The sequence below is a fragment of the Mycolicibacterium moriokaense genome (assembly GCF_010726085.1).
Taxonomy (GTDB): Bacteria; Actinomycetota; Actinomycetes; order Mycobacteriales; family Mycobacteriaceae; genus Mycobacterium; species Mycobacterium moriokaense.
Window position 1 is genome coordinate 3,458,601 of the sequence record NZ_AP022560.1, and the last position, 19,094, is coordinate 3,477,694.

Here is a 19,094-nt window from a genome sequence, read left to right on the forward strand (position 1 = left end):
CTGTCTACGCGCTGCTCAGCGCAGCGGTGTGCACCGCTTCGATCCGCGCGGGTACGTGCTTGTGCCACGGCGTGCCCGCGTAGGCGTCACGCCAGTTGCTGGACGTCAGTGCGTTGGGCGCCACGCCCGGAACAACCGTCTTGCCGTCGTCGTCGACGAAATCTAGGCCGAAGCCGTTGGGCAGCGATGCATGCCCGCGGAGCATCGCCTCGCTTATCTCGACAGTGGCCTCCGCGCTGCCCGCGGCAGTCGTGATGCGGACGCGCCCGCCGTGCACCAGGCCGAGCGCCTCGGCATCCTCGAGGCTGACCCGCAGTGCGCCGTCGGCGTCGCGCTTGCGCCAGGACGGGTCGCGGAGGATGTCGTTGGCCGTGTAGGCGCGACGTTCGCCCGCGGACAGCACGATGGGGAAATCGGGTGTCGTGAAATGCGGTTCGGCGTCGGCCAGTGCGTGGATCTCATCGAGCATCTCCGGCATGTGCAGCGCGATCTTGTGATCGGTGTGCGAGATCAACGCGAAGTCGTCCTGGTACTCGTGCGCGGTGAAGGTGACCCCCGACCGGCTCGACAGGATCGCGTCGAATAACGCGTTGCCGTCGGCGTGCCCGGCGCGGCGGACCGCATCGGGGTACGTCATCGCCGCCTTCTGTGCGAGGCCCCACAACGCGGCCGCCCCGGAAAGCCCCTCGGGCAGAGTCGGTCCCAGTGTTTCGTACAGCACGTAGGGGAGTACCTTGCCCAGCGCCGGGTTGGTTCCGACGGCCTGCAGGAACGCCGCCGTGAACGCTTCGCGACTCTCGGCGGCGGCGCGCCGCAACGGTTCGAGGTCGGCATCATCGACCACGCCGAGTGCCCGGACCAACCGGGCCCAGATCTCGGGTTCGGGAAGGGTGCCCTCGAGTGGCTCCATCAATCGATGACGCAAATGGAAGGTGTTGTGCGGGAACTCGAGGTTGAAGAACGTCGCCTCGGCCTTCTCGTACTGCGATGCTGCGGGCAGCACATAGTGGGCCAGTCGCGCGGTCTCTGTCATGGCGACATCGATCACCACCATCAACTCCAGCGACTGGAAGGCCTCGCGACAGGTGGCTGAATCCGCGAGTGAATGTGCGGGATTGCTGCTTTCGACGATCATCGCGCGGAACCGGTCGGGGTGATCGCCGAGCATCTCCTGCGGTACGACGTTGCTGGGGATCAACCCGCCGACGATGGGTGCGCCGGTGACCGGGGTGCGGCCGACGTCGGGGGTGTGCCGGAACAGCGGTCCGAACGACGAATGTAGGTGCTGTCCACCAGGTTTGGCGAAGTTTCCGGTGAGGATCCAGAGCAGCTTGTTGAGATACGAGCACAGGGTGCTGTTGGGGGCCTGCTGAATACCGAGGTCCTCGAACACGGATACGCTCGCCGCGCCGCCGATGCGCCGTGCCGCAGCACGGATCAGTTCGGCGTCGACGCCGCAGCGCAGGGCGTAGTCGTCGACGCCGACAGTCCGCAGGACGTCCAACACCGGGTCGACGCCGTTGACATGCTCGGCGAGAAACGCCTTGTCGCAAAGGTCTTCCTGCACCAGCACAGCGGCCAGCGCAGCCAAAGCCCAGGCGTCGGTTCCCGGGCGGACGCGCAGGTGCATGTCGGCCATCTTCGCGGTGTCGGTGATCACCGGGTCGATGACGATCATCGCGCGCTTGGGATCCTTTGCGATCTCGTTGAGCACCGTCCGTGCCCGAGGGAAACTCTGCGACATCCACGGGTTCTTGCCGATGAATACCGACACCTCGGCGTGCTCGAATTCGCCTCGGGTATGACCGCCGTAGAGGTGGGCGTCGACCCACGCTTCACCCGTCTTCTCCTGGGCGAGCGCATTGGAGCGGTAGTGCGAGCCGAGCGCCTTGAGGAACGCGCCGCTGTACGCGCCACCGAGGTGGTTGCCCTGCCCGCCGCCGCCGTAGTAGAAGATCTTGTCGCCGCCGTAGGTGTCCGCGATGCGTTTGAACCCTGCCGCTATCTCGGCAATGGCTGTGTCCCAATCGATTTCCTCGTAGCTGCCGTCGGGACGTCGGCGCAGGGGAGAGGTCAGCCTGCTGCGGTAGCTCTGGTAGTGGTCCAGTCGCAGCGCCTTGTTGCAGGTGTATCCCTGCGACGCCGGATGCTCTTTGTCACCGCGGATCTTGGCCAGCTTGCGGCCGTCGACCTGGACGACGATGCCGCAGTTGCACTCGCAGAGGATGCATGCGGTCGCCTGCCATTCATCCACCATGAGCGGATTTCCTTCCAGCGGTCTCGGCCAGTACGAGGGCGCGTAGCTGGCCATGGACGAGGTCGAGAGCTTTGAGGTCGCGGGACGCGCGCGCGACCACGATCGCGCCTTCGAACGACGTGGTGGTCAGCATGGCGAGTTCGGCCGCGCGTTCCTCGGTGACGCCGTCGGCGACGAGGCGGGCGGCGATGAGGTCTGTCCAGCGGGCGAAGGCCGCGGCCGCCCGTTCGATCACCGGGGTGGCGGTGCCGGGCTTGTCGGGGTCACCCGCCTCGACGCTGACGGCGACGACGGGGCAGCCAGCCCGGAAGTCGGTGGCGACCAATTGCTTTCGATAGTCGTTGAAGAGTGCGTCGAGCGCGTCGAGACCGCTCTCGGCCTTCGCGATCTTGGCGGCGACGTACTCGCCGGCGAAGTCGATCGCTTCACACAGCAGCTGCGTGCGGCCGCCGGGGAAGTAGTAGTACGCCGACCCCCGCGGGGCTCCGCTGTGCTCCAGCACGTCCGCGATGGCGGTCGGATGCGCGCCGCGTTCGCGGATGAGCAGTGCGGCGGATTGCACCATGCGCTCGCGGTGACTGGACACGTCGCAATTCCTCCGTCCGACCAGCTATGTATGTCACCTTACATAACCGCGGGGCCAAAGCAACGCCGAGGCGTCACCGAGTCCGCTCAACTTTGTGCGCCGCGGTCGGGTCAGGTGGGGATCGTCAGCCAAACGGCGAGGAAGCCCACCATGCACGCCAGACAAATGACGTGGTCGCGGCATATCGAACGGGCCAGCCGCGACTGTTTCGCGAGATCGCCGGTGCGCGCGCCGAGTCGGACCGCGTTGGGCACCGTGTGCAGCACCGCCAGCAGGATGGGCCCGCCGGCGAGCCCCGACGTCACCGCGAGTGGCCAGACTGCAATCGGCCCGTCGACCCACGCGAACCCCAACGTCCCAAGCAGGATCGCCATCACGAACGCGATGAGGTAACTCATCGGCCGCGACGTCGTCGTGGCGCGTCGGTAATAACCTGCGATGGACGCCAGCACCGACTCGGGTAGTTCCTCAACCCCGCGATGGCGCAGGACCTGGCTGTCGAATATCAGGTCCATCCACAGGACAGCGACGAGAAAGCCCGCGCAGGCCGCCGCGATCACGCTCACCGATCGAGCTTCGCATCAGCTGGCGCCCACGTCGCCGAGACTGCGTACGGATCGCGAAATCACGCGAATCCGCGAAATCACGGGCGGGCTCGGCAACCGAAGAATCAGACGGACGCGGCCTCGTTGATCTCGTTGAGCGTGTTCGTCGCCTCGAGGTACTCCTGCACCCACCGCTCGATCACCGCCGCGGACTTCTCCACCTTGGTGAACTGACCCACGACCTGGCCGATCGGGTTGAACGCGACATCGACGCTCTCATTGGGGTACTTGTGCGTGGCCGCGACCGCCATACCGGACACCATGTACTGCAACGGCATTCCCAGCGGCTTCGGGTTGTCCGGGTTCTCCCACGCCTCGGTCCAGTCGTTGCGCAGCATCCGCGCGGGTTTACCCGTGAACGACCGGCTGCGGACCGTGTCGCGACTCTCGGCCTTGACGTACGCGGCGTGCTGAACCGGAGTGTGCTCGGACTCCTCGACCATCACCCACTGCGAACCGGTCCACGCGCCCTGCGCGCCCAGCGCCAACGCCGCCGCGATCTGCTGACCACTGCCGATCCCGCCGGCCGCCAGTACGGGCACCGGCGCGACCGCCTTGACGACCTGCGGCCACAGCACGATCGAACCGATCTCACCGCAGTGTCCGCCGGCCTCGCCACCCTGGGCGATGATGATGTCCACTCCTGCGTCGGCGTGCTTGCGCGCCTGCGACGGTGAACCGCACAGCGCCGCGACCTTGCGGCCGGTCTCGTGGATGTGCTTGATCATGTCGGCGGGCGGGGTGCCCAGCGCGTTGGCGATCAGCGTGCACTTCGGGTGCTGCAGCGCGACCTCGACCTGCGGGGTGGCGGTCGCCTCGGTCCACCCGAGCAGTTGCAGCGCATCGTCGTCGCTGTGCTCGACCGGCACACCGTGGTCGGCGAGCAGCTTCTTGGCGAAGTCGATGTGCTCTTGCGGCACAAGATCATTCAGCGTCTTCTTAAGTACTTCGGGATCCAGGTCGCCCGCATCCATGCCCTCGTACTTGTTCGGGATGACGATGTCGACGCCGTAGGGATGGTCCCCGATGTTCTCGTCGATCCAGTTCAGCTCGATCTCGAGTTGTTCGGGGGTGAAGCCGACCGCGCCGAGCACACCGAAGCCGCCGGCCTTGCTGACGGCGACGACCACGTCGCGGCAATGCGTGAAGGCGAAGATCGGGAACTCGATGTTGAGCTCGTCGCATATGGGGGTGTGCATGCCTGCTCCTCGGTGGGCCGGTTCACGAATTGGAACGTGTTCTAGTTTAGTACTCCGCCGCGGCGTTGTGACCGATTGGGGGTACTAAGGCCCCGTTTCTCGCAGGTACTGGACGAACGACACCTCGTTGGCGGCCGCATCGCGCACCGTGACTCCTCTGGAATCAGTCGAGACAATCAGTCGTAGCCGACGAGCCTGCGCAACGACAGGCGTCGACGCCCGCTCGAGGTGACGACCTGAAGTACGGGCCAGTCGTGTTCGGCCGCCAGCGCGGCGAGTTTGGACCGGGGATTCACCGGCCGCGGATTGCCAACCTTCACCATCAGCGCCGCGTCCTCATCACCGTCGGCGTAGAAGTAACTGTGTTGCAGCCCAACGGCATTGGCCTCACAGAAGTCCACGACGGCGTTGGCTTTGTTGCGTCCCCATACGACGGGTTTCGCGATCTGACCCGTCAGGCGTCCGTCGCCGTCGACCTCGAAGTGGTTGCACAGCACGTGATCGATCTTCAGGAAGCGGGCCACCGGGTTCGCATGGATGGTCACCGCTGAGGTGCTGAGCACCACTGTGTGTCCGCGTTTCTGATGCGCGGCGACGATCTCGCGCATCGCGGGGAAGACTCGCGGCGCCAGGCTTTCGACGAATATGCGTTCGCAGACGTCATCGAGGTCGGTCAGCGCTTCGCCCCGCAGGTATCCGGCGGCCCTGGTCAGCAGATGCTCGAACCGCATGCGGCGCAGCCGGTATCGCATCGACGCCTCGAAGACCCCCATGATTTCGCCGATACCCGCCTGCCTGCGCCGGATGCGGTCGGTCGCGTGGGCGGCGGCGGTGAATCCGTCCACCAGGGTGCCGTCGAGATCGAAGAAGGCACCGATGTGGGACCCCGGTTCACTTGTGGCGATCTCCGCGGTGGGGTCCTCTGCCACGGGCTGCGCGGTCATCGCGCTCCAGCCTACGTCGCTGCGTAGAGACCTTTCCCGGTCACCAGCGGCATATCCAAGGTGGTCCGGATGCCCGCGGGTGCGGCCACCACGTCAGGGATCGAGTTCACGATCCGCCCCGCGGCGGCCAGGATCGCCGCGTAGGGCGCCCCACCGTTGCGGCTCATCGGAACGATGTCGCAGAAGTACGACGGTTCGCCGGTGATCTCGACCCGGTACGAGCCGCCGGGATGCGCGGGCTGCGCCCAGTCGGGCCGCAGATCGGCATGCAGTCGCGTGACGTGCTCGACGACGATCACCGGCTTGCCCCCGACCATGCCCTCGATCAGGAAGCGGACCGCTGCGACCGTGCCCTTCTTGATGGTGCCGACGGCGACCTGAAGGTCCTCGGGGGCGGGTTCCTGCTCGACGGAGTCGCGGATCTCGTCGACCTCGATGCCCAGGCCCGCGGCGAGCTGCCGGATCGCGGTGCCCCAGGCGATCGACAGCACGCCCGGTTGGTAGAGGATCGGCAGATCGCCGAGTTCGTTGCCGAAGCCCATCACGTCGAACATCACCGTCTCGCCGTCGTAGGTGGAGTAGTCGGCGATCTCCATGGTGCGGATCTGCTCGATGCTCTGGCAGGTGCCCGCCAGGGCGAAGGGCAGCAGGTCGGTGCAGAAGCCCGGATCGACGCCGGTGAAGAAGACCGTCGAATCACCTTCGCGTGCAGCATCTTCGACCTTGGCGATCGCCTTGTCGGGCAGCAGTCCCCACGGGTACTGCAGCGCGCCGACGCTCGAGCCGACGACGTTGATGCCCGCCGAGAGGAACGTGCGCACGTCGGCCAACGCCTCGCGCGGACGCGTATCGCCCATCGCCGTATAGACGACGCAGTCGGGCCTGGCCGCGATGATCGCGTCGAGATCGTTGGTGGCGGTGATGCCCGTGGTGACGTCCAGCCCGGCGAGCTCACCCGCGTCCTTGCCGAACTTCGCCTCCGTCGACACCCACACACCGGTGAGGTCGAAGCGTTCATCGGTGATCAACTGTCGAAGCGCCAGGCTGCCGCAGTTGCCAGTGCCGAGGAGCGCGACCCGAATTGCCATGGCCAGCAGTATGCGTGAGCCCACTCCAAATTGGAACAAGTTCTAGTTCGAATGGACGTGCGGTAACCTGTCGCCCCATGGGACGCGTGGACGGAAAAGTCGCACTGATCAGTGGCGGAGCTCGGGGGATGGGAGCCGCTCACGCCAGGGCGCTGGTCGCCGAGGGTGCGAAAGTGGTCATCGGGGACATCCTCGACGAGGAGGGTAAGGCGCTGGCCGACGAGCTCGGCGAGTCCGCGCGCTACGTCCACCTCGACGTGACGGAGGCCGAGCAGTGGGATGCGGCGGTCAAAGTGGCAGTCGACGCGTTCGGCAAGCTGACGGCGCTCGTCAACAACGCCGCGATCGTCGCGCTGGGCCAGATCGGCAAGTTCGATATGGCGAAGTGGCAGAAGGTCATCGACGTCAACCTGACCGGCACGTTCCTCGGCATGCAGGCCGTCGTCGAGGAGATGAAGAAGGCCGGCGGCGGCTCGATCATCAACGTCTCGTCCATCGAGGGTCTGCGGGGTGCGCCGATGGTGCACCCGTACGTCGCATCGAAGTGGGCGGTCCGCGGGCTGGCCAAGTCGGCCGCGATTGAGCTGGGCTCCAAGAACATCCGAGTCAACTCGATCCACCCCGGCTTCATTCGGACGCCGATGACCAAGCACTTTCCCGACGACATGGTCACCGCGCCGCTGCGCCGTCCCGGCCAGTCCGAGGAGGTCGCGCCATTCGTGGTGTTCCTCGTCAGCGACGAGTCGTCGTTCGCGACGGGCGCCGAGTTCATCATGGACGGCGGCCTGGTGACCGACGTTCCGCACAAGCAGCTCCCGCTCGGCTAATCCCACTCACCGGGTCGGGCCCGGTGGAAGACTTCAGCCATGCATGAGGTCGACCAGAACACCGAGAACATGCTGCGCAGCGTGCTGGCCTACGCGGAGAACCGGCTACGCATGAACCCGGTGCCCCTCGACAAGGGCGCACTGGGGGTCGACGAGCTGCACGCGCGACTCGACGGGGTGATCCGTGAGACGCCGCGAACACCGGACGAAGTGCTCGGCGTGTACACGTCGGTGATCGCGCCTAGCGTCATCTCCGCGGACAGTCCGCGCTTCCTCGGCTTCATCCCCGCCGCCCCGACGAAGGCCAGCCTGGCGTTCGACATGCTGGTGTCCTGCGCCTCGATCCAAGGCATTTCGTGGCTCGAGGCATCCGGCGCGATCGCGGCCGAGAACTCCGTGCTGCGGGTGATCGCCCGTGAAGCCGGGCTGCCGACGACGTCGGGCGGATGTTTCGTGTCGGGCGGTTCGGCGGGGAACCTGTCGGCGCTCGCGGTCGCGCGTGAGACCGCCAAGACGCGTGGCGCCGATGGTCGACTCCGGGTGGTGGTCGGATCTGACGCGCACTCGTCGATCGTCAACACCCTGCGGCTGCTCGAAATGGACGCGCTGGTGGTCGACACACCCGATCACCGGCTCACCGCCGAGACCGTCAGCGCGGCGGTGCCCGCCGATGCGACGAACATCGCCGCGGTGGTGTGCACGTCGGGGACGACCAATGCCGGCATCATCGACGACCTGGCCGGCGTGGGTGCGCTTGCGCGAGAACGTGGTTGGTGGTTCCACGTCGACGGCGCATACGGCGGGTCCGGCATCTTCGCGCGCTCGTTACGACCGAAGTACAACGGGTTGGAGCAGGCCGACTCGTTCATCCTGGACCCCCACAAGTGGCTGTTCACCCCGTTCGACTGTTGCGCGCTGCTGTACCGGAACCCGGAGCTGGCGCGGGCCACCCACACGCAGGACGCCTCATACCTCGACGTCATCCACACGTCGACGGGCGAGTGGAATCCGTCCGACTACGCCTACCACCTCACGCGGCGCGCACGGGGCCTGCCGCTGTGGTTCTCGCTCGCCGTCTACGGCCTGGAGGCCTACCGGCAGGCCATCGAGGTGGCCCACACGCTGGCCCGGCAGACCGCTGAAATTATCAATGCTGCGCCGCAACTGGAATTGATCCGCGAGCCTGACCTCGGCGTGGTGTTGTTTCGCAGGATCGGTTGGGAGGCAGGCGATTACGATGCGTGGGCACAGCAGCTGCACGACGACGAGGTCGCGTTCATCCCGCCGACCAAATGGGAGGGCGAGACCGTCGGACGGTTCGCGTTCCTGCACCCGGCCACGACGCTGGACATCGTCCGCGAGGTGCTCGCCCGCACCGAATAGAGCTCAGTCGACGGCGGCGAAGTTCACGGTGGCCGTCGCACCCACCTGATCGTCATTGGCGCGGTAGATGTCCACCTGGACGACGACGGATCGCTTACCCGTGCGCAGGATCCGCGCGACCGCGCGGGCAGGCCCGACCTTGATCGGCCGCAGATAGCGGATGAACAGATCGGTGGTCGCGATCCCGTGGCCGAAGGGGGTGACGCGGGACGCCAATTGACCGGCCGTCACATCGGCCATCGTCGCGATCAAACCGCCCTGCAGACCGCCTGCGGTGTTGACAGTCCGCTCGTCGACGGGCATCTCCATGGTCACCGTGTCCTCCGTCGACGCGACCTCGGCGAGGCCGAGCTGTTCGAAGAGTTCCCGCAGCGATCTCGGCGCAGTCATGGAGAACGACATTACCGACGTTCATGTCCCACGTCCGAGGTGCGTAGTCTCGTACGGCGTGAGCGCACGCGCGGGCATCGTGGTGACCGGAACCGAAGTTCTGACCGGACGGGTGACGGACCGGAACGGCCCCTGGATCGCCGACCGACTACTCGAACTGGGCGTCGAGCTGGCGCACATCACCATCTGCGGGGACCGGCCCGACGACATCGAGGCGCAGCTCCGGTTCCTCGCCGCCGAGGGCGTCGACCTCATCGTCACCAGCGGCGGCCTCGGCCCGACCGCGGACGATATGACGGTGGCGACGGTCGCACGGTTCTGCGGCCGAGAGTTGGTGCTGGACAACGCTCTCGAGGCCAAGATCGCCCATATCGTGCAACGGCTGATGGCGCGTTTCCCCAACGTCGATCTGGCCGCCGTGCGTGCCGCCAACCGCAAGCAGGCACTCATTCCGGAAGGCGCGCACATCCTCGATCCGGTGGGCACCGCGCCCGGTGTCGTGGTGCCTGGCACGCCGACGGTCGTGGTGCTGCCGGGGCCGCCGCGCGAACTGCAGCCGATGTGGCCCGCCGCTCTACAGACGCCCGCAGTGCAGGAGGCGATCGCCGGCCGGACGACGTACCACCAGGAGATGGTGCGCATGTTCGGGCTGCCCGAGTCGGGTCTTGCCGACACGCTGCGCGAGGCCGAGGAGCGGGTGGAGGGCTTCGATCGGCTCGAGATCACCACCTGCCTGCGCCGCGGCGAGATCGAGATGGTCACCCGCTACGAGCCCGACTCGGCGAAGGTCTACGCCGATCTGATGACCCTGCTGCGCGAGCGCCACGGCGGCGAGATCTTCTCCGAGGACGGCTCCACCGTCGACGAGCAGGTGGCGGCGCTGCTGTCGAGTCGCTGGATCGCCACCGCGGAGTCCTGCACTGCGGGACTGGTGGCCGCCCGGCTGACCGACCTGCCAGGGTCGTCCGCGTATGTCGCGGGGGGAGTGGTGTCCTATTCGAACGAGGCCAAGTCCGAACTCCTCGGGGTGGACCCGGCGCTCATCGAGGCGCACGGCGCGGTGTCCGAGGCGGTGGCCGAGGCGATGGCCGACGGTGCGCTGCGTCGGTTCTCCGCTGACACCGCCGTGGCGATCACGGGAATCGCCGGGCCGGGCGGCGGCAGCGAGGAGAAGCCCGTCGGCACGGTCTGCTTCTGCGTGAAGCTGGCCGACGGCACCATCGACCTGCGCACCATGCGGCTACCCGGCGACCGGTCCGACGTCCGCGAACGGTCGACGACCGTCGCGATGCACCTCCTGCGCCGAGTCCTGACCGCGGGTGCCGACCGTGGATGACATCGCCGGTCCGATAACCTGGCGGGGCGACATAGGAGGAAAACAGTGATGACTACAGCCACTGAGCGCAGCCAGCTGTCCGAGCGCGCCGTGGCAGCCGGATGGCACTGCAGGCCCACCGACCGGACCGACTACTACTCGCGGAGTCCGGTTCGCATTCACGTGATCTGGCAGGGCGACGACAAGATCAGCGGCGGCGCGCTCTACCACGACGACATTCTGATGACGTACACCCGGGACCTGGCCACCGTCGCGGGCTGGCTCAGGCGCTGATCAGCTGAGCGCGGAGCGGGCGGCGGCGAGATCGTCGGCCGCCAGGACCAGCCGGGTGTTCGTCGCCAGGTAGGCGAGCGTCAGGTTCACCTTCGCTTCGCCCAGCCGCTGAGCGACCTCGCCGAGCGCACCGGGTCGGTCGTCGATCGGCAGCACAAGCACCTCCTGTTCAGAGGCGATCTCGATCCCCGCGTCGTGCAGCGCCTCGAAAGCCGGGGTCGCGTCCTCGACGAGGATGTGCACCACTGCTTGCCCGCCCCCCGATGTCACCGCGCACAGCCCGGCGATGTTGGCTCCCGCCTTGCCGAGCATGTCCCCGACCCTGGCGAGTTCGCCGGGCTCGTCATCGAGATAGAGCGTCAGGTCAGTCGCCATGACACGCTCCTTTCGCGCCCTTTCACCGTATCGGGAAATGCCGGCGCGACAGCGCGTGTTTAGGAGCCGACCTCGTCCCACACCTTGGTCATGGTGTGCAGGATCTCCTCGGCACGGCCGAGGCCCGCGAGGTGGCTTTCGCCGGGCATCGGATACAGCTCGGCGTCGCGCAGTCGCGACACCACGTGCTGGCCGTGCGCGTACGGCACGATGTGGTCGGCGTCGCCGTGCCACCAGCGCACGGGCACCTCGACGTCGCTCAGGCGGAAACCCCAGTCCCTGGCGAAGACGACGACATCGGAGAACGGCGCCGAGAGCTGTTTGCGACTGCCGTTGAGCAGGTCGTCGAGGAACATCGCCTTGATCTCGGGCCGGGCGAGCAGCCGGCGGTCGGCCTCCGGCGACACCCGGCCGTACAGGTCGGTGGCCGGTGACGCCACGGGCCGGATCAGCCGGATGATCGCGCTGGCGACGAATCCGATCGGGACCCCGGCCACCTGCAGCAGCGGAGCGACCCGCGTACCGAGGTTGCCCATCAGGCCCCCGGCGATGGCGTCGGGACCCATCGTCGGGGCGACGCCGCCGATGACGCCGGCGGCCACGACGCGGTCCGGCATCGCCGCCGCGCAGCCGAGTGTGTAGGGCCCACCGCCGGACAGCCCCACGACGGCGAACTTCTCCAGCCCAAGGGTGTCGGCGATGGTGCGTAGGTCATCGGCGAAGGCGATGACGGTGTCATAGCTGTGCGGGGTCGACGAGCCGATGCCCGGCCGGTCCACCCCGATCAGCCGGATGCGCTGCTGTTCGGCGTAGACCCGCGCTTCCATCGGGATCTGACGCCTGGCGCCGGGCGTTCCGTGCAGCCAGAAGATCGCACGGCCCTGCGGGTCACCGAACTCGGCGAATCCGATCTGGCGATCATCGCCGACGGCGATGTTGCCTTCGAGCTTGGGACGGGCAATTGCGACAACCATGACCAAAGTGTCTCATGCCGCTTCAGCGGTCTTGCCGCTACACCAGACGGAACTGATATGACGCGGAGGTGACCAGCCGGTCGTCGTTCCCTTCGTCGTACATGAGCACTCGCACCGCCACCAGGCCGTCCGTGCTGGCCATCGGCTCGGTCTCGATCCGGAACGGCCCGGCCTTACCTCGCGCCAGGAACATCACGTGCGTCGAGACGCCCTGGACGCGGTCGGTGCCCGCTGCCTCCGTAGCGGCGTCGATGGCCGCGGTCTCCAGGATGACGAACTGGGGGCCGATGTGCAGCGCCGCATCCGGTGAGGCGACCTCCACCGCGAGCTCGGGCAACCCCCAGTTGCCGTCGGGCCGGCGATAGCCCCCGAACACCTGCCACAACGGCGGCAGATCGGGGGAGTCGACGATGTTGAGCGGGTTGGGCTCCATCCGCTCGAGCCCCTCGGGCGGCGTGCCGATGGTCACGCCCTGCCCCTCGATCAACGCCAGCACCCGCTCCGGCCGCTCGGCGTCGACGATCTTCGCGCGGCTGTAGCCCATCTGGCGGCCGACCTTGAGCTCTTCGGAGATGATCTCGATGCGGCGCACATCACGCCCGGCGTCGAGGATCTGGCACGAGTGGATGACCGGGTTCGGCACGGCTTCCAGATCCGACATGTGACCGCTCTCCGGCGCCGATATCCCGAACACGGCGAACAGCACCCCGCCGGAGGTGTTGCGCATGTCGCGGCGCAACGTGACGGTGTTGTCCTCCTCGGCGACGACGTCCATCGACGCATAACTGCGGCCGATGTAGCGATAGCTCAGGAGTCCGCCCCAGCGCCTGCGCAGTTCGGCGGCGTACTCCTCCGGTGAATCGACGAGCTCACGTATGTCACGCAGCATGCAGCACTCCCGCCTCGAAGCGAATTGACTTCGCGGCGGCCGGCGCCGCGATCACAGGATGGGTCGGGGTGGCGTCAAACTCATTACGTAGTCGGCCGGGAAGGAGGCCTCGATCACCCTGATCTGATCGTTGGCCTTGGACTCCAGTTCGAGGACGACGCAGCCTTCGCCGAGCTTCTTGGACTCCAGAACTATGTAATGCTGACCGCCACCATTGACGTCGGTGATTGGGTCCCCTGAGCGCAGTGCCCCGACCGGTACCAGGCCGGGGGCTTTGGCAGGGTGTATTTCCATACTTTGTGACGTTAAGTGACGACCCGCCGCCGAGTGGCGGTTTCGCCCGATAGCCGTGTCCGGCGCGTCTCAGCCACCCACCGCCATCACGTAGCCGACGCCACCGAGGAACACCGTCCCCACGCATAACAGCAGGGTGGCGACGGCGAACGGCCAGCCGCGCTTGCGCCGGAAGAGTTGCACCACCGTCACAACAAGTCCCACAACGCCGATGACAAAGGCGATGCCGAGCGACGTCATCACCGCGGTGACAGCCCCGTCCACGCTGCAGGTCGCCGGCGGGCAATGGTCGAGGAACGCGAGCGAGAAGATTCCGAAGAACGCCGCGGCCGCACCGAAGACCGCCGTCAGGATGAGGACGGTGGCCGAGATGGCGATGTCCGCGCCGGAGACCGGCGGCTTCGGGGGCGGATACATCGGATAGCCGGGCTGGACCATGGCACGAGATGCTATCGGCCACCTTGGTCGATTCCCGCCGAACAGCCGCGCGAGTCGGCGATCATGAGTGCCTGCTCACTCACACGCTTGGGGGTGCACATGGACAGCACGATGCAGGACTTTCCGCTGACCGTCACGGCGATCCTGCGGCACGGCACCACGTGGTGTTCGGGCCGCAAGGTGATCACGAAGACACCCGACGGGTACCGCGAGATCTCCTTCGGTGAACTCGGTGCCCGGGTCGCCCAGCTCGCCAACGGATTACGCTGCCTCGGAGTCGCGGACGGGGACCGCGTCGCGACATTCATGTGGAACAACCAGGAGCATCTGGAGGCCTACTTCGCCGCCCCGTGCATGGGTGCGGTGCTGCACACCCTGAACATCCGCCTGTCGGGCGAGCAGATCGCGTTCATCGCGAACCAGGCCGAGGATCGCGTCGTGTTGGTGGACATGTCGCTGGCCCCCTTGTTCGCGGCGGTGCTCCCGGAGCTGACGACGGTGCGCACTGTGGTGGCCGTCGGCGCAGGCGATCTCGATGCGCTCACCGCCTCGGGCAAGCAGGTGATCCGCTACGACGATCTTCTCGACGGGCAGCCGAGGACTTACGACTGGCCCGATCTCAACGAGAAGAGCGGCGCCGCAATGTGTTACACCAGCGGCACCACCGGCAATCCCAAAGGCGTTGTGTACAGCCACCGGTCGAGCTATCTGCATTCGATGGCCGTTTGTTCCGCGAACGCGATCGGCCTCGCCGACGGTGACCGCGTGCTACCGGTCGTGCCGATGTTCCACGCCAACGCCTGGGGCCAGCCCTACGCCGCGCTGATGGCAGGTGCGGATCTGCTGTTGCCCGACCGGTATCTGCAGGCCGAACCGCTCGTAGACATGATCGAAGCCAAGCGGCCCACCATCTCCGCGGCTGTCCCGACGATCTGGAACGATGTGCTGCAGTACCTGAACGCTCATCCCGGTCGCGACATCTCGTCGCTGAGAATCGTCGCGTGCGGAGGCTCGGCGGTGCCGCTCGGGATGATGAAGGAATACGAGCAGAAGTACGGCGTGGTCATTCGTCAGGGGTGGGGGATGACCGAGACGTCGCCGCTGGCGGCGCTGGCCGCACCGCCGCCGGAGGTCGCCGGGGAAGACGCGTGGACGTTGCGGGCCACGGCGGGCCGGGTGCTCAGCGGGGTGGAGATCAGGATCGTCGACGACGACGGCGGGGTCCTTCCGAATGATGGTAAAGCCGTGGGGGAGATAGAGATTCGCGGGCCGTGGATCACGGCGTCGTATTACCAGAACGCGGATGCGTCGAAGTTCGACGACGGCTGGCTGCGCACCGGCGACGTCGGCCGCATCGACCCGCAGGGGTTCATCACGCTCACAGACCGCGCCAAGGACGTGATCAAGTCGGGTGGCGAGTGGATCTCGTCGGTGGAACTGGAGTTGTGCCTCATGGAGCATCCCGCGGTACTGGAGGCGGCCGTCGTCGCGGTACCCGACGAGCGTTGGCAGGAGCGCCCGCTCGCCGCTGTCGTCGTCAAGGAAGATGCCGAGGCCACTGCGGAGGAACTACGAAAGTATCTGTGCGACAGGGTCGCCCGGTTCTGGCTCCCTGAGTGGTGGACGTTCATCGACGAAGTGCCGAAGACCAGCGTGGGCAAGTTCGACAAGAAACGCATCCGGTCGCTGCATTCCGACGGCGCTTACGACGTCGTCGAATGCCGGGACTGACGCCGGCGACCCCGCTGGATTCGCCCAACTCGACGCTGATCGGTGATTTACTCGGGACTATGGGGCAGACGAGACGGATTTTGATGCTGGCGACTGCGTTGGTGCTGGCGGCACCTCCCGCGGTCGCGCACGCCGACGGCGTCGGCACCACGGGAGCGGCCGCTGCGACAGGCGGCACCGTGCTCCCGTTCTCGCAGCTTTTGCGGCGATGCGATTACAGCGAGACCGACTACAACGGCCCGTCGGGGAACGCGCGGGTCACGGGCACCCTGCGGTCGGACGGATCGACGCTGACGGCCGATATCCAGATCGCCACCGCTCCGCCTGGCATGCATTACGACGTCCGGCTGATCCAGGTGCCGCGAACATCCGCGGCCCACTGCTGGGGTGCGGACCCCGGTGTCGCACAGGGTTCGTTGAACGCCGACGGGGCCGGAGCCGCGGCGGTGACGCTGACGGACAACATCGAGCCGTGGGCGACGGGCGCATGGGTGTTCGTCAGTCGCCCGGACAGGTTCTCCCAGGTTCCCGCGGAGTTCTACACGACGGACCTGATCGCCCCGATCTAGCGAGTCAGGCGGTCACGACGATCGTCAGGCGGTCGCCGTCCCGTTCCACGCGCATACCCGCGCGCCGCGCGATGGTGGCGACGGCACCCGCGTCGTCGGGCTCGGAGCGAGTGGACGCCAGGACGCGTGCCAGCCGTCCCTTGTGCGCCTTGTTGAAGTGACTCACGACGGCGCGCTTTCCGTCGGCGCGCTCGGAGACCACCTCGACCTGGACGGCTCCCGGCAGCCTGCCCAGCGCCGCGTACGAGCCTGACCGCAGATCGACGACCAACTCTTCTTTCGCCAGCTGAGCCAGGAGCGGCTCGAGCAGCGGCCGCCATCGGGTGGACAGACCGGGCTGTCCGGGCAGTTTCGAGGTCGCGGAGAGCCGGTACGCGGGAATGGCGTCGTCGGCACGCACGACACCGAAGAGCGCCGAGCCCACCGCAAGCCGACTTCGGGCCCGGTCCGCGGCGGCGCCCTTGAGCGATTGGATGTCTAGCGCGTCGTACAGCACGCCGGTGTAGCGGTTGATCGCAGGCAGTGTAGGGGCATTGCGCAGCGCGGCGTTGCGTTCGATCTCCGCGCGTTGCGACTTCGACAGCCCGAGCGCTTTCATACACGCCGACTCGTCGGCGGCCAGCTTCACCAGCTCGTCGACCAGCGCGGCGCGCAGCGGCGTGAGCTCGGGTAGGGACAGGGTGTCCAGGCGCAACGGTGGTCCGTCGCCGCCGGGATGCTTCGTCTCCGACGGTGGCAGCAGAACGATCACGCCGGAGACGTTATCCGGCGCTGCCGTGAGGTCAGGCCGGAGGCATCGGCGCCGGCGGTGCGCCCGGTGCCGGCGGCGGAGCCATCGGGTCGACCGGGGGCGGCGGCGCGAACGGATCGGCCGGCGGCGGGGGCGGAGGCGGCGCCAGCATCGGGTCCGGTCCGACCGGCGGAGCGGGCGGCGGAGGCGGTGCCATCGGCGGAGCGGGTGCCGGAGGTGGAGCCAGCATCGGATCCGGAGCCGGAGGCGGGGCCATCGGCGGCGGGGGCGCCTCTCCGGCCATCAACACGACTGGGGCGCCAGGGGGTGGCGGCACCTGATCGGCAGGCATCGGCAGGAACATGTGCTTGGTGAACTGCGACTGGAACGCGCCGCCACCACCGACCTTCACACCGCCGCCCTCACCGGAGGACACCGGAGTGCCGTCGGGCAGCGTCGCGGCCGTGTGGCCGCCGTTCCAGCCGACGTTGAGGGCACCGGGCTGCGTGCCGTACTGGAAGCCACGCGAAAGCAGCGCCTGCTCGATGTTTCCGGTGTGGAATCGGTCCCCGTAGATGGGCCGGCCGGTGGCGGCGTTGGTGACCCAGGAGACCAGACCCGAGCAGTCGGTGCCGGCCGGGGAATCCCCACCGCTGATGTACGGCGTGCCCGACACCGAGTTGACAAGCGTCAAAAGGGTTGCGACAGCAAACATGTGGCCGGACGTTAACAGAGCGTTTTGGGGGCCTCCAAAATCTGTGACCACCTTCACGCAAAATGGAGTGACGCCCATCATACCATGTGTAATCCATGGACTGATTCACTGAAAATGCCACAGAAAAGGGCATATTGACGAGGGGGTTTGCCGAGCTGTGTGAATGGGATGACGATTTCGATTGGCTGAAGCGCATATTCAAAATCAGGGCGTGTATCGGATACAAGCTATAGGCGCGAAATATATTGCAGTACAGGGAATTACAACCGCTGCCATGGCATGTTTGCGTCGGCATCATCCGTGTGCGAGCAGCAGCGGGATGTTCTGCTCGGCGGTAGTGAGCGATCCGTGCTGGCCGATGAGCGACGATTCGAGGGGCTCGGCGGTTCGTCTCAGCAAACCTATGGACCCGCGAGCGGCGGCCACGACATCACCGATGCGGCGCCGCGTCTCGTCGGTCACGCGCTCGCCGAACCACCCCGCGTCGATCGCCTCGTCGCGCGACACCACCCACGCCCGTTCGGCGACGGTGTCCCGCCACGCGGCCAGGACGTCGTCGACGGCGCCGGGGGCTACATATATATGTCTCGCGCGCGCCTCGCCCCCGACATCCGTCACCCCCTCGGTCAGCGCGGGCTCGCTGTCGATGTCGACGGCCTCGGAGCTGTCCACCCAGACCATCCCGTGGTCGGCCACCACCGCGAGCAATCCACCCGGCGGCAGGCCCTCTACCACCGATTCCACCAGGCGATCGACCTGGCGCAGCTGCAGTCGCCACGCGGGCGACCCGGGTCCGTAGAGGTGCCCCATCATGTCGAGCTCGCTGTGGTACGCGTAGCACAACCCGCCGTCGGCGACGGCCTCCTGGACACGTGCGGCCAGGTCGCCGAGCGCCTGCACGCCGATGTACCGACCGCCCCGCAGAACGGCACGCGTCATGCCGGATTCGGTGAATTCCGCGCCGGAGATCACGCTGACCTTGGCGCCGGCAGCGACGGCGCGTTCGAACGTCGTAGGCATGGGCTGAACCTGCTCGGGCGGCGCGGCTTTTCGGAGGTCGTCGCCCCACGGGTGCATACGCCACCGCAAAGGGTTCACGACCCCGACATCCGGTAGTCGGAAGGAGTAGCCGACCAGGCCGTGCTCGCCGGACCGGCAGCCGGTGCCCAGCGACGCGAGCCCGGCGACGGTGGTGGCGGGAAAACCGACCTGCAGCGTGCGGCCACGCAGGCCCGCCATCACCGGAGCGTCGTCTGCGTGGGCATCGAGCAGTTCTGCGCCCAGCCCGTCGATGAGCAGTACGCACGCTCCGGCCACGTCTACGGGTAGCGGGATTCGGCCATCGAAACCCTCCACACCCATGGCCGTGAGAACCGACGGAATGACGTCCGCGAGGTGTGGGCTCTCCGGATCGGGTTTGGGTAGCTCCACGATTCGAGCCTGCCACAGAACGAAGCGGTCTTTACCAAACCTTTACCGCTCATTGAATCC

21 protein-coding genes are annotated in these 19,094 nt (G+C 67.1%); 6 read left to right on the forward strand and 15 right to left on the reverse strand.

Annotated elements, in window-relative coordinates; all coding sequences use genetic code 11:
* Window positions 1-4 precede the first annotated feature (4 nt).
* The 6 genes from G6N43_RS16900 to G6N43_RS16925 form a co-directional block, all read right to left on the reverse strand.
* The gene (locus G6N43_RS16900) at window positions 5-2,257 is read right to left on the reverse strand and encodes a molybdopterin-dependent oxidoreductase (protein WP_083150938.1); all 2,253 of its coding nucleotides are present in this window, start codon (window positions 2,255-2,257) and stop codon (window positions 5-7) included.
* Window positions 2,247-2,843, reverse strand: coding sequence for a TetR/AcrR family transcriptional regulator (locus G6N43_RS16905; protein WP_083150940.1), 597 nt, complete (start codon window positions 2,841-2,843; stop codon window positions 2,247-2,249). Before G6N43_RS16905 ends, G6N43_RS16900 begins: the two co-directional genes overlap by 11 nt.
* Window positions 2,844-2,953: 110 nt before the next feature.
* Window positions 2,954-3,409 carry a hypothetical protein gene (locus G6N43_RS16910; RefSeq protein ID WP_083150943.1) on the reverse strand — a complete coding sequence of 152 codons (456 nt, stop codon included), beginning with the start codon at window positions 3,407-3,409 and terminating at the stop codon, window positions 2,954-2,956.
* Between the two features lie 104 nt (window positions 3,410-3,513).
* Window positions 3,514-4,647: a nitronate monooxygenase gene (locus G6N43_RS16915; protein ID WP_083150945.1), complete on the reverse strand. Its 1,134-nt coding sequence runs from the start codon at window positions 4,645-4,647 to the stop codon at window positions 3,514-3,516.
* Between the two features lie 176 nt (window positions 4,648-4,823).
* Window positions 4,824-5,591, reverse strand: coding sequence for an HAD family hydrolase (locus G6N43_RS16920; protein ID WP_083150948.1), 768 nt, complete (start codon window positions 5,589-5,591; stop codon window positions 4,824-4,826).
* 11 nt (window positions 5,592-5,602) lie between these two features.
* Window positions 5,603-6,679 carry an NAD(P)H-dependent amine dehydrogenase family protein gene (locus tag G6N43_RS16925; RefSeq protein ID WP_083151016.1) on the reverse strand — a complete coding sequence of 359 codons (1,077 nt, stop codon included), beginning with the start codon at window positions 6,677-6,679 and terminating at the stop codon, window positions 5,603-5,605.
* 77 nt (window positions 6,680-6,756) lie between these two features.
* On the opposite strand from G6N43_RS16925, the gene G6N43_RS16930 reads away from it, so the two are divergent.
* Window positions 6,757-7,506 (forward strand): glucose 1-dehydrogenase, encoded by a 750-nt coding sequence (locus G6N43_RS16930; RefSeq protein WP_083150950.1) that lies wholly within the window; start codon window positions 6,757-6,759, stop codon window positions 7,504-7,506.
* Between the two features lie 39 nt (window positions 7,507-7,545).
* Window positions 7,546-8,889 carry a pyridoxal phosphate-dependent decarboxylase family protein gene (locus G6N43_RS16935; RefSeq protein ID WP_083150952.1) on the forward strand — a complete coding sequence of 448 codons (1,344 nt, stop codon included), beginning with the start codon at window positions 7,546-7,548 and terminating at the stop codon, window positions 8,887-8,889.
* Between the two features lie 3 nt (window positions 8,890-8,892).
* Here the strand turns inward: G6N43_RS16935 and G6N43_RS16940 are convergent, their stop codons facing one another.
* The gene (locus G6N43_RS16940; protein ID WP_083151018.1) at window positions 8,893-9,279 is read right to left on the reverse strand and encodes a PaaI family thioesterase; all 387 of its coding nucleotides are present in this window, start codon (window positions 9,277-9,279) and stop codon (window positions 8,893-8,895) included.
* Between the two features lie 58 nt (window positions 9,280-9,337).
* Between G6N43_RS16940 and G6N43_RS16945 the strand changes: the two genes are divergently transcribed.
* On the forward strand, window positions 9,338-10,615 hold the full coding sequence (locus G6N43_RS16945; protein ID WP_083150954.1) for a competence/damage-inducible protein A: 1,278 nt from the start codon (window positions 9,338-9,340) through the stop codon (window positions 10,613-10,615).
* 48 nt (window positions 10,616-10,663) lie between these two features.
* On the forward strand, window positions 10,664-10,888 hold the full coding sequence (locus G6N43_RS16950; RefSeq protein WP_083150956.1) for a hypothetical protein: 225 nt from the start codon (window positions 10,664-10,666) through the stop codon (window positions 10,886-10,888).
* On the opposite strand, the gene G6N43_RS16955 is transcribed toward G6N43_RS16950, so the two are convergent.
* From G6N43_RS16955 to G6N43_RS16975, 5 genes are all read right to left on the reverse strand, one after another.
* Complete coding sequence (locus G6N43_RS16955; protein WP_083150958.1) at window positions 10,889-11,263, reverse strand: ACT domain-containing protein; 375 nt, start codon at window positions 11,261-11,263, stop codon at window positions 10,889-10,891.
* A gap of 59 nt (window positions 11,264-11,322) precedes the next feature.
* Window positions 11,323-12,237, reverse strand: coding sequence for an alpha/beta fold hydrolase (locus G6N43_RS16960; RefSeq protein WP_083150960.1), 915 nt, complete (start codon window positions 12,235-12,237; stop codon window positions 11,323-11,325).
* 37 nt (window positions 12,238-12,274) lie between these two features.
* Window positions 12,275-13,126 (reverse strand): hypothetical protein, encoded by an 852-nt coding sequence (locus G6N43_RS16965; RefSeq protein WP_083150962.1) that lies wholly within the window; start codon window positions 13,124-13,126, stop codon window positions 12,275-12,277.
* A gap of 51 nt (window positions 13,127-13,177) precedes the next feature.
* Window positions 13,178-13,420, reverse strand: a complete 243-nt coding sequence (locus G6N43_RS16970) for a hypothetical protein (protein ID WP_083150964.1) — start codon at window positions 13,418-13,420, stop codon at window positions 13,178-13,180.
* Window positions 13,421-13,489: 69 nt separating this feature from the next.
* Complete coding sequence (locus tag G6N43_RS16975; RefSeq protein WP_083150966.1) at window positions 13,490-13,858, reverse strand: hypothetical protein; 369 nt, start codon at window positions 13,856-13,858, stop codon at window positions 13,490-13,492.
* 99 nt (window positions 13,859-13,957) lie between these two features.
* On the opposite strand from G6N43_RS16975, the gene G6N43_RS16980 reads away from it, so the two are divergent.
* Together G6N43_RS16980 and G6N43_RS16985 are read left to right on the forward strand one after the other, a co-directional pair.
* On the forward strand, window positions 13,958-15,589 hold the full coding sequence (locus tag G6N43_RS16980) for a fatty acid--CoA ligase (RefSeq protein ID WP_163658132.1): 1,632 nt from the start codon (window positions 13,958-13,960) through the stop codon (window positions 15,587-15,589).
* A gap of 83 nt (window positions 15,590-15,672) precedes the next feature.
* Complete coding sequence (locus G6N43_RS16985; RefSeq protein ID WP_234810356.1) at window positions 15,673-16,158, forward strand: hypothetical protein; 486 nt, start codon at window positions 15,673-15,675, stop codon at window positions 16,156-16,158.
* A gap of 4 nt (window positions 16,159-16,162) precedes the next feature.
* Here the strand turns inward: G6N43_RS16985 and yaaA are convergent, their stop codons facing one another.
* The 3 genes from yaaA to G6N43_RS17000 all read right to left on the reverse strand — a co-directional run bounded on the left by yaaA (window position 16,163) and on the right by G6N43_RS17000 (window position 19,034).
* Entirely contained in the window at window positions 16,163-16,909 is a 747-nt protein-coding gene (yaaA, locus tag G6N43_RS16990; protein WP_083157849.1) for a peroxide stress protein YaaA, read from the reverse strand.
* Between the two features lie 31 nt (window positions 16,910-16,940).
* On the reverse strand, window positions 16,941-17,603 hold the full coding sequence (locus tag G6N43_RS16995; RefSeq protein WP_083157850.1) for a glycoside hydrolase: 663 nt from the start codon (window positions 17,601-17,603) through the stop codon (window positions 16,941-16,943).
* Between the two features lie 294 nt (window positions 17,604-17,897).
* Entirely contained in the window at window positions 17,898-19,034 is a 1,137-nt protein-coding gene (locus G6N43_RS17000; RefSeq protein ID WP_083157851.1) for an alkaline phosphatase family protein, read from the reverse strand.
* Between the last annotated feature and the right edge of the window lie 60 nt (window positions 19,035-19,094).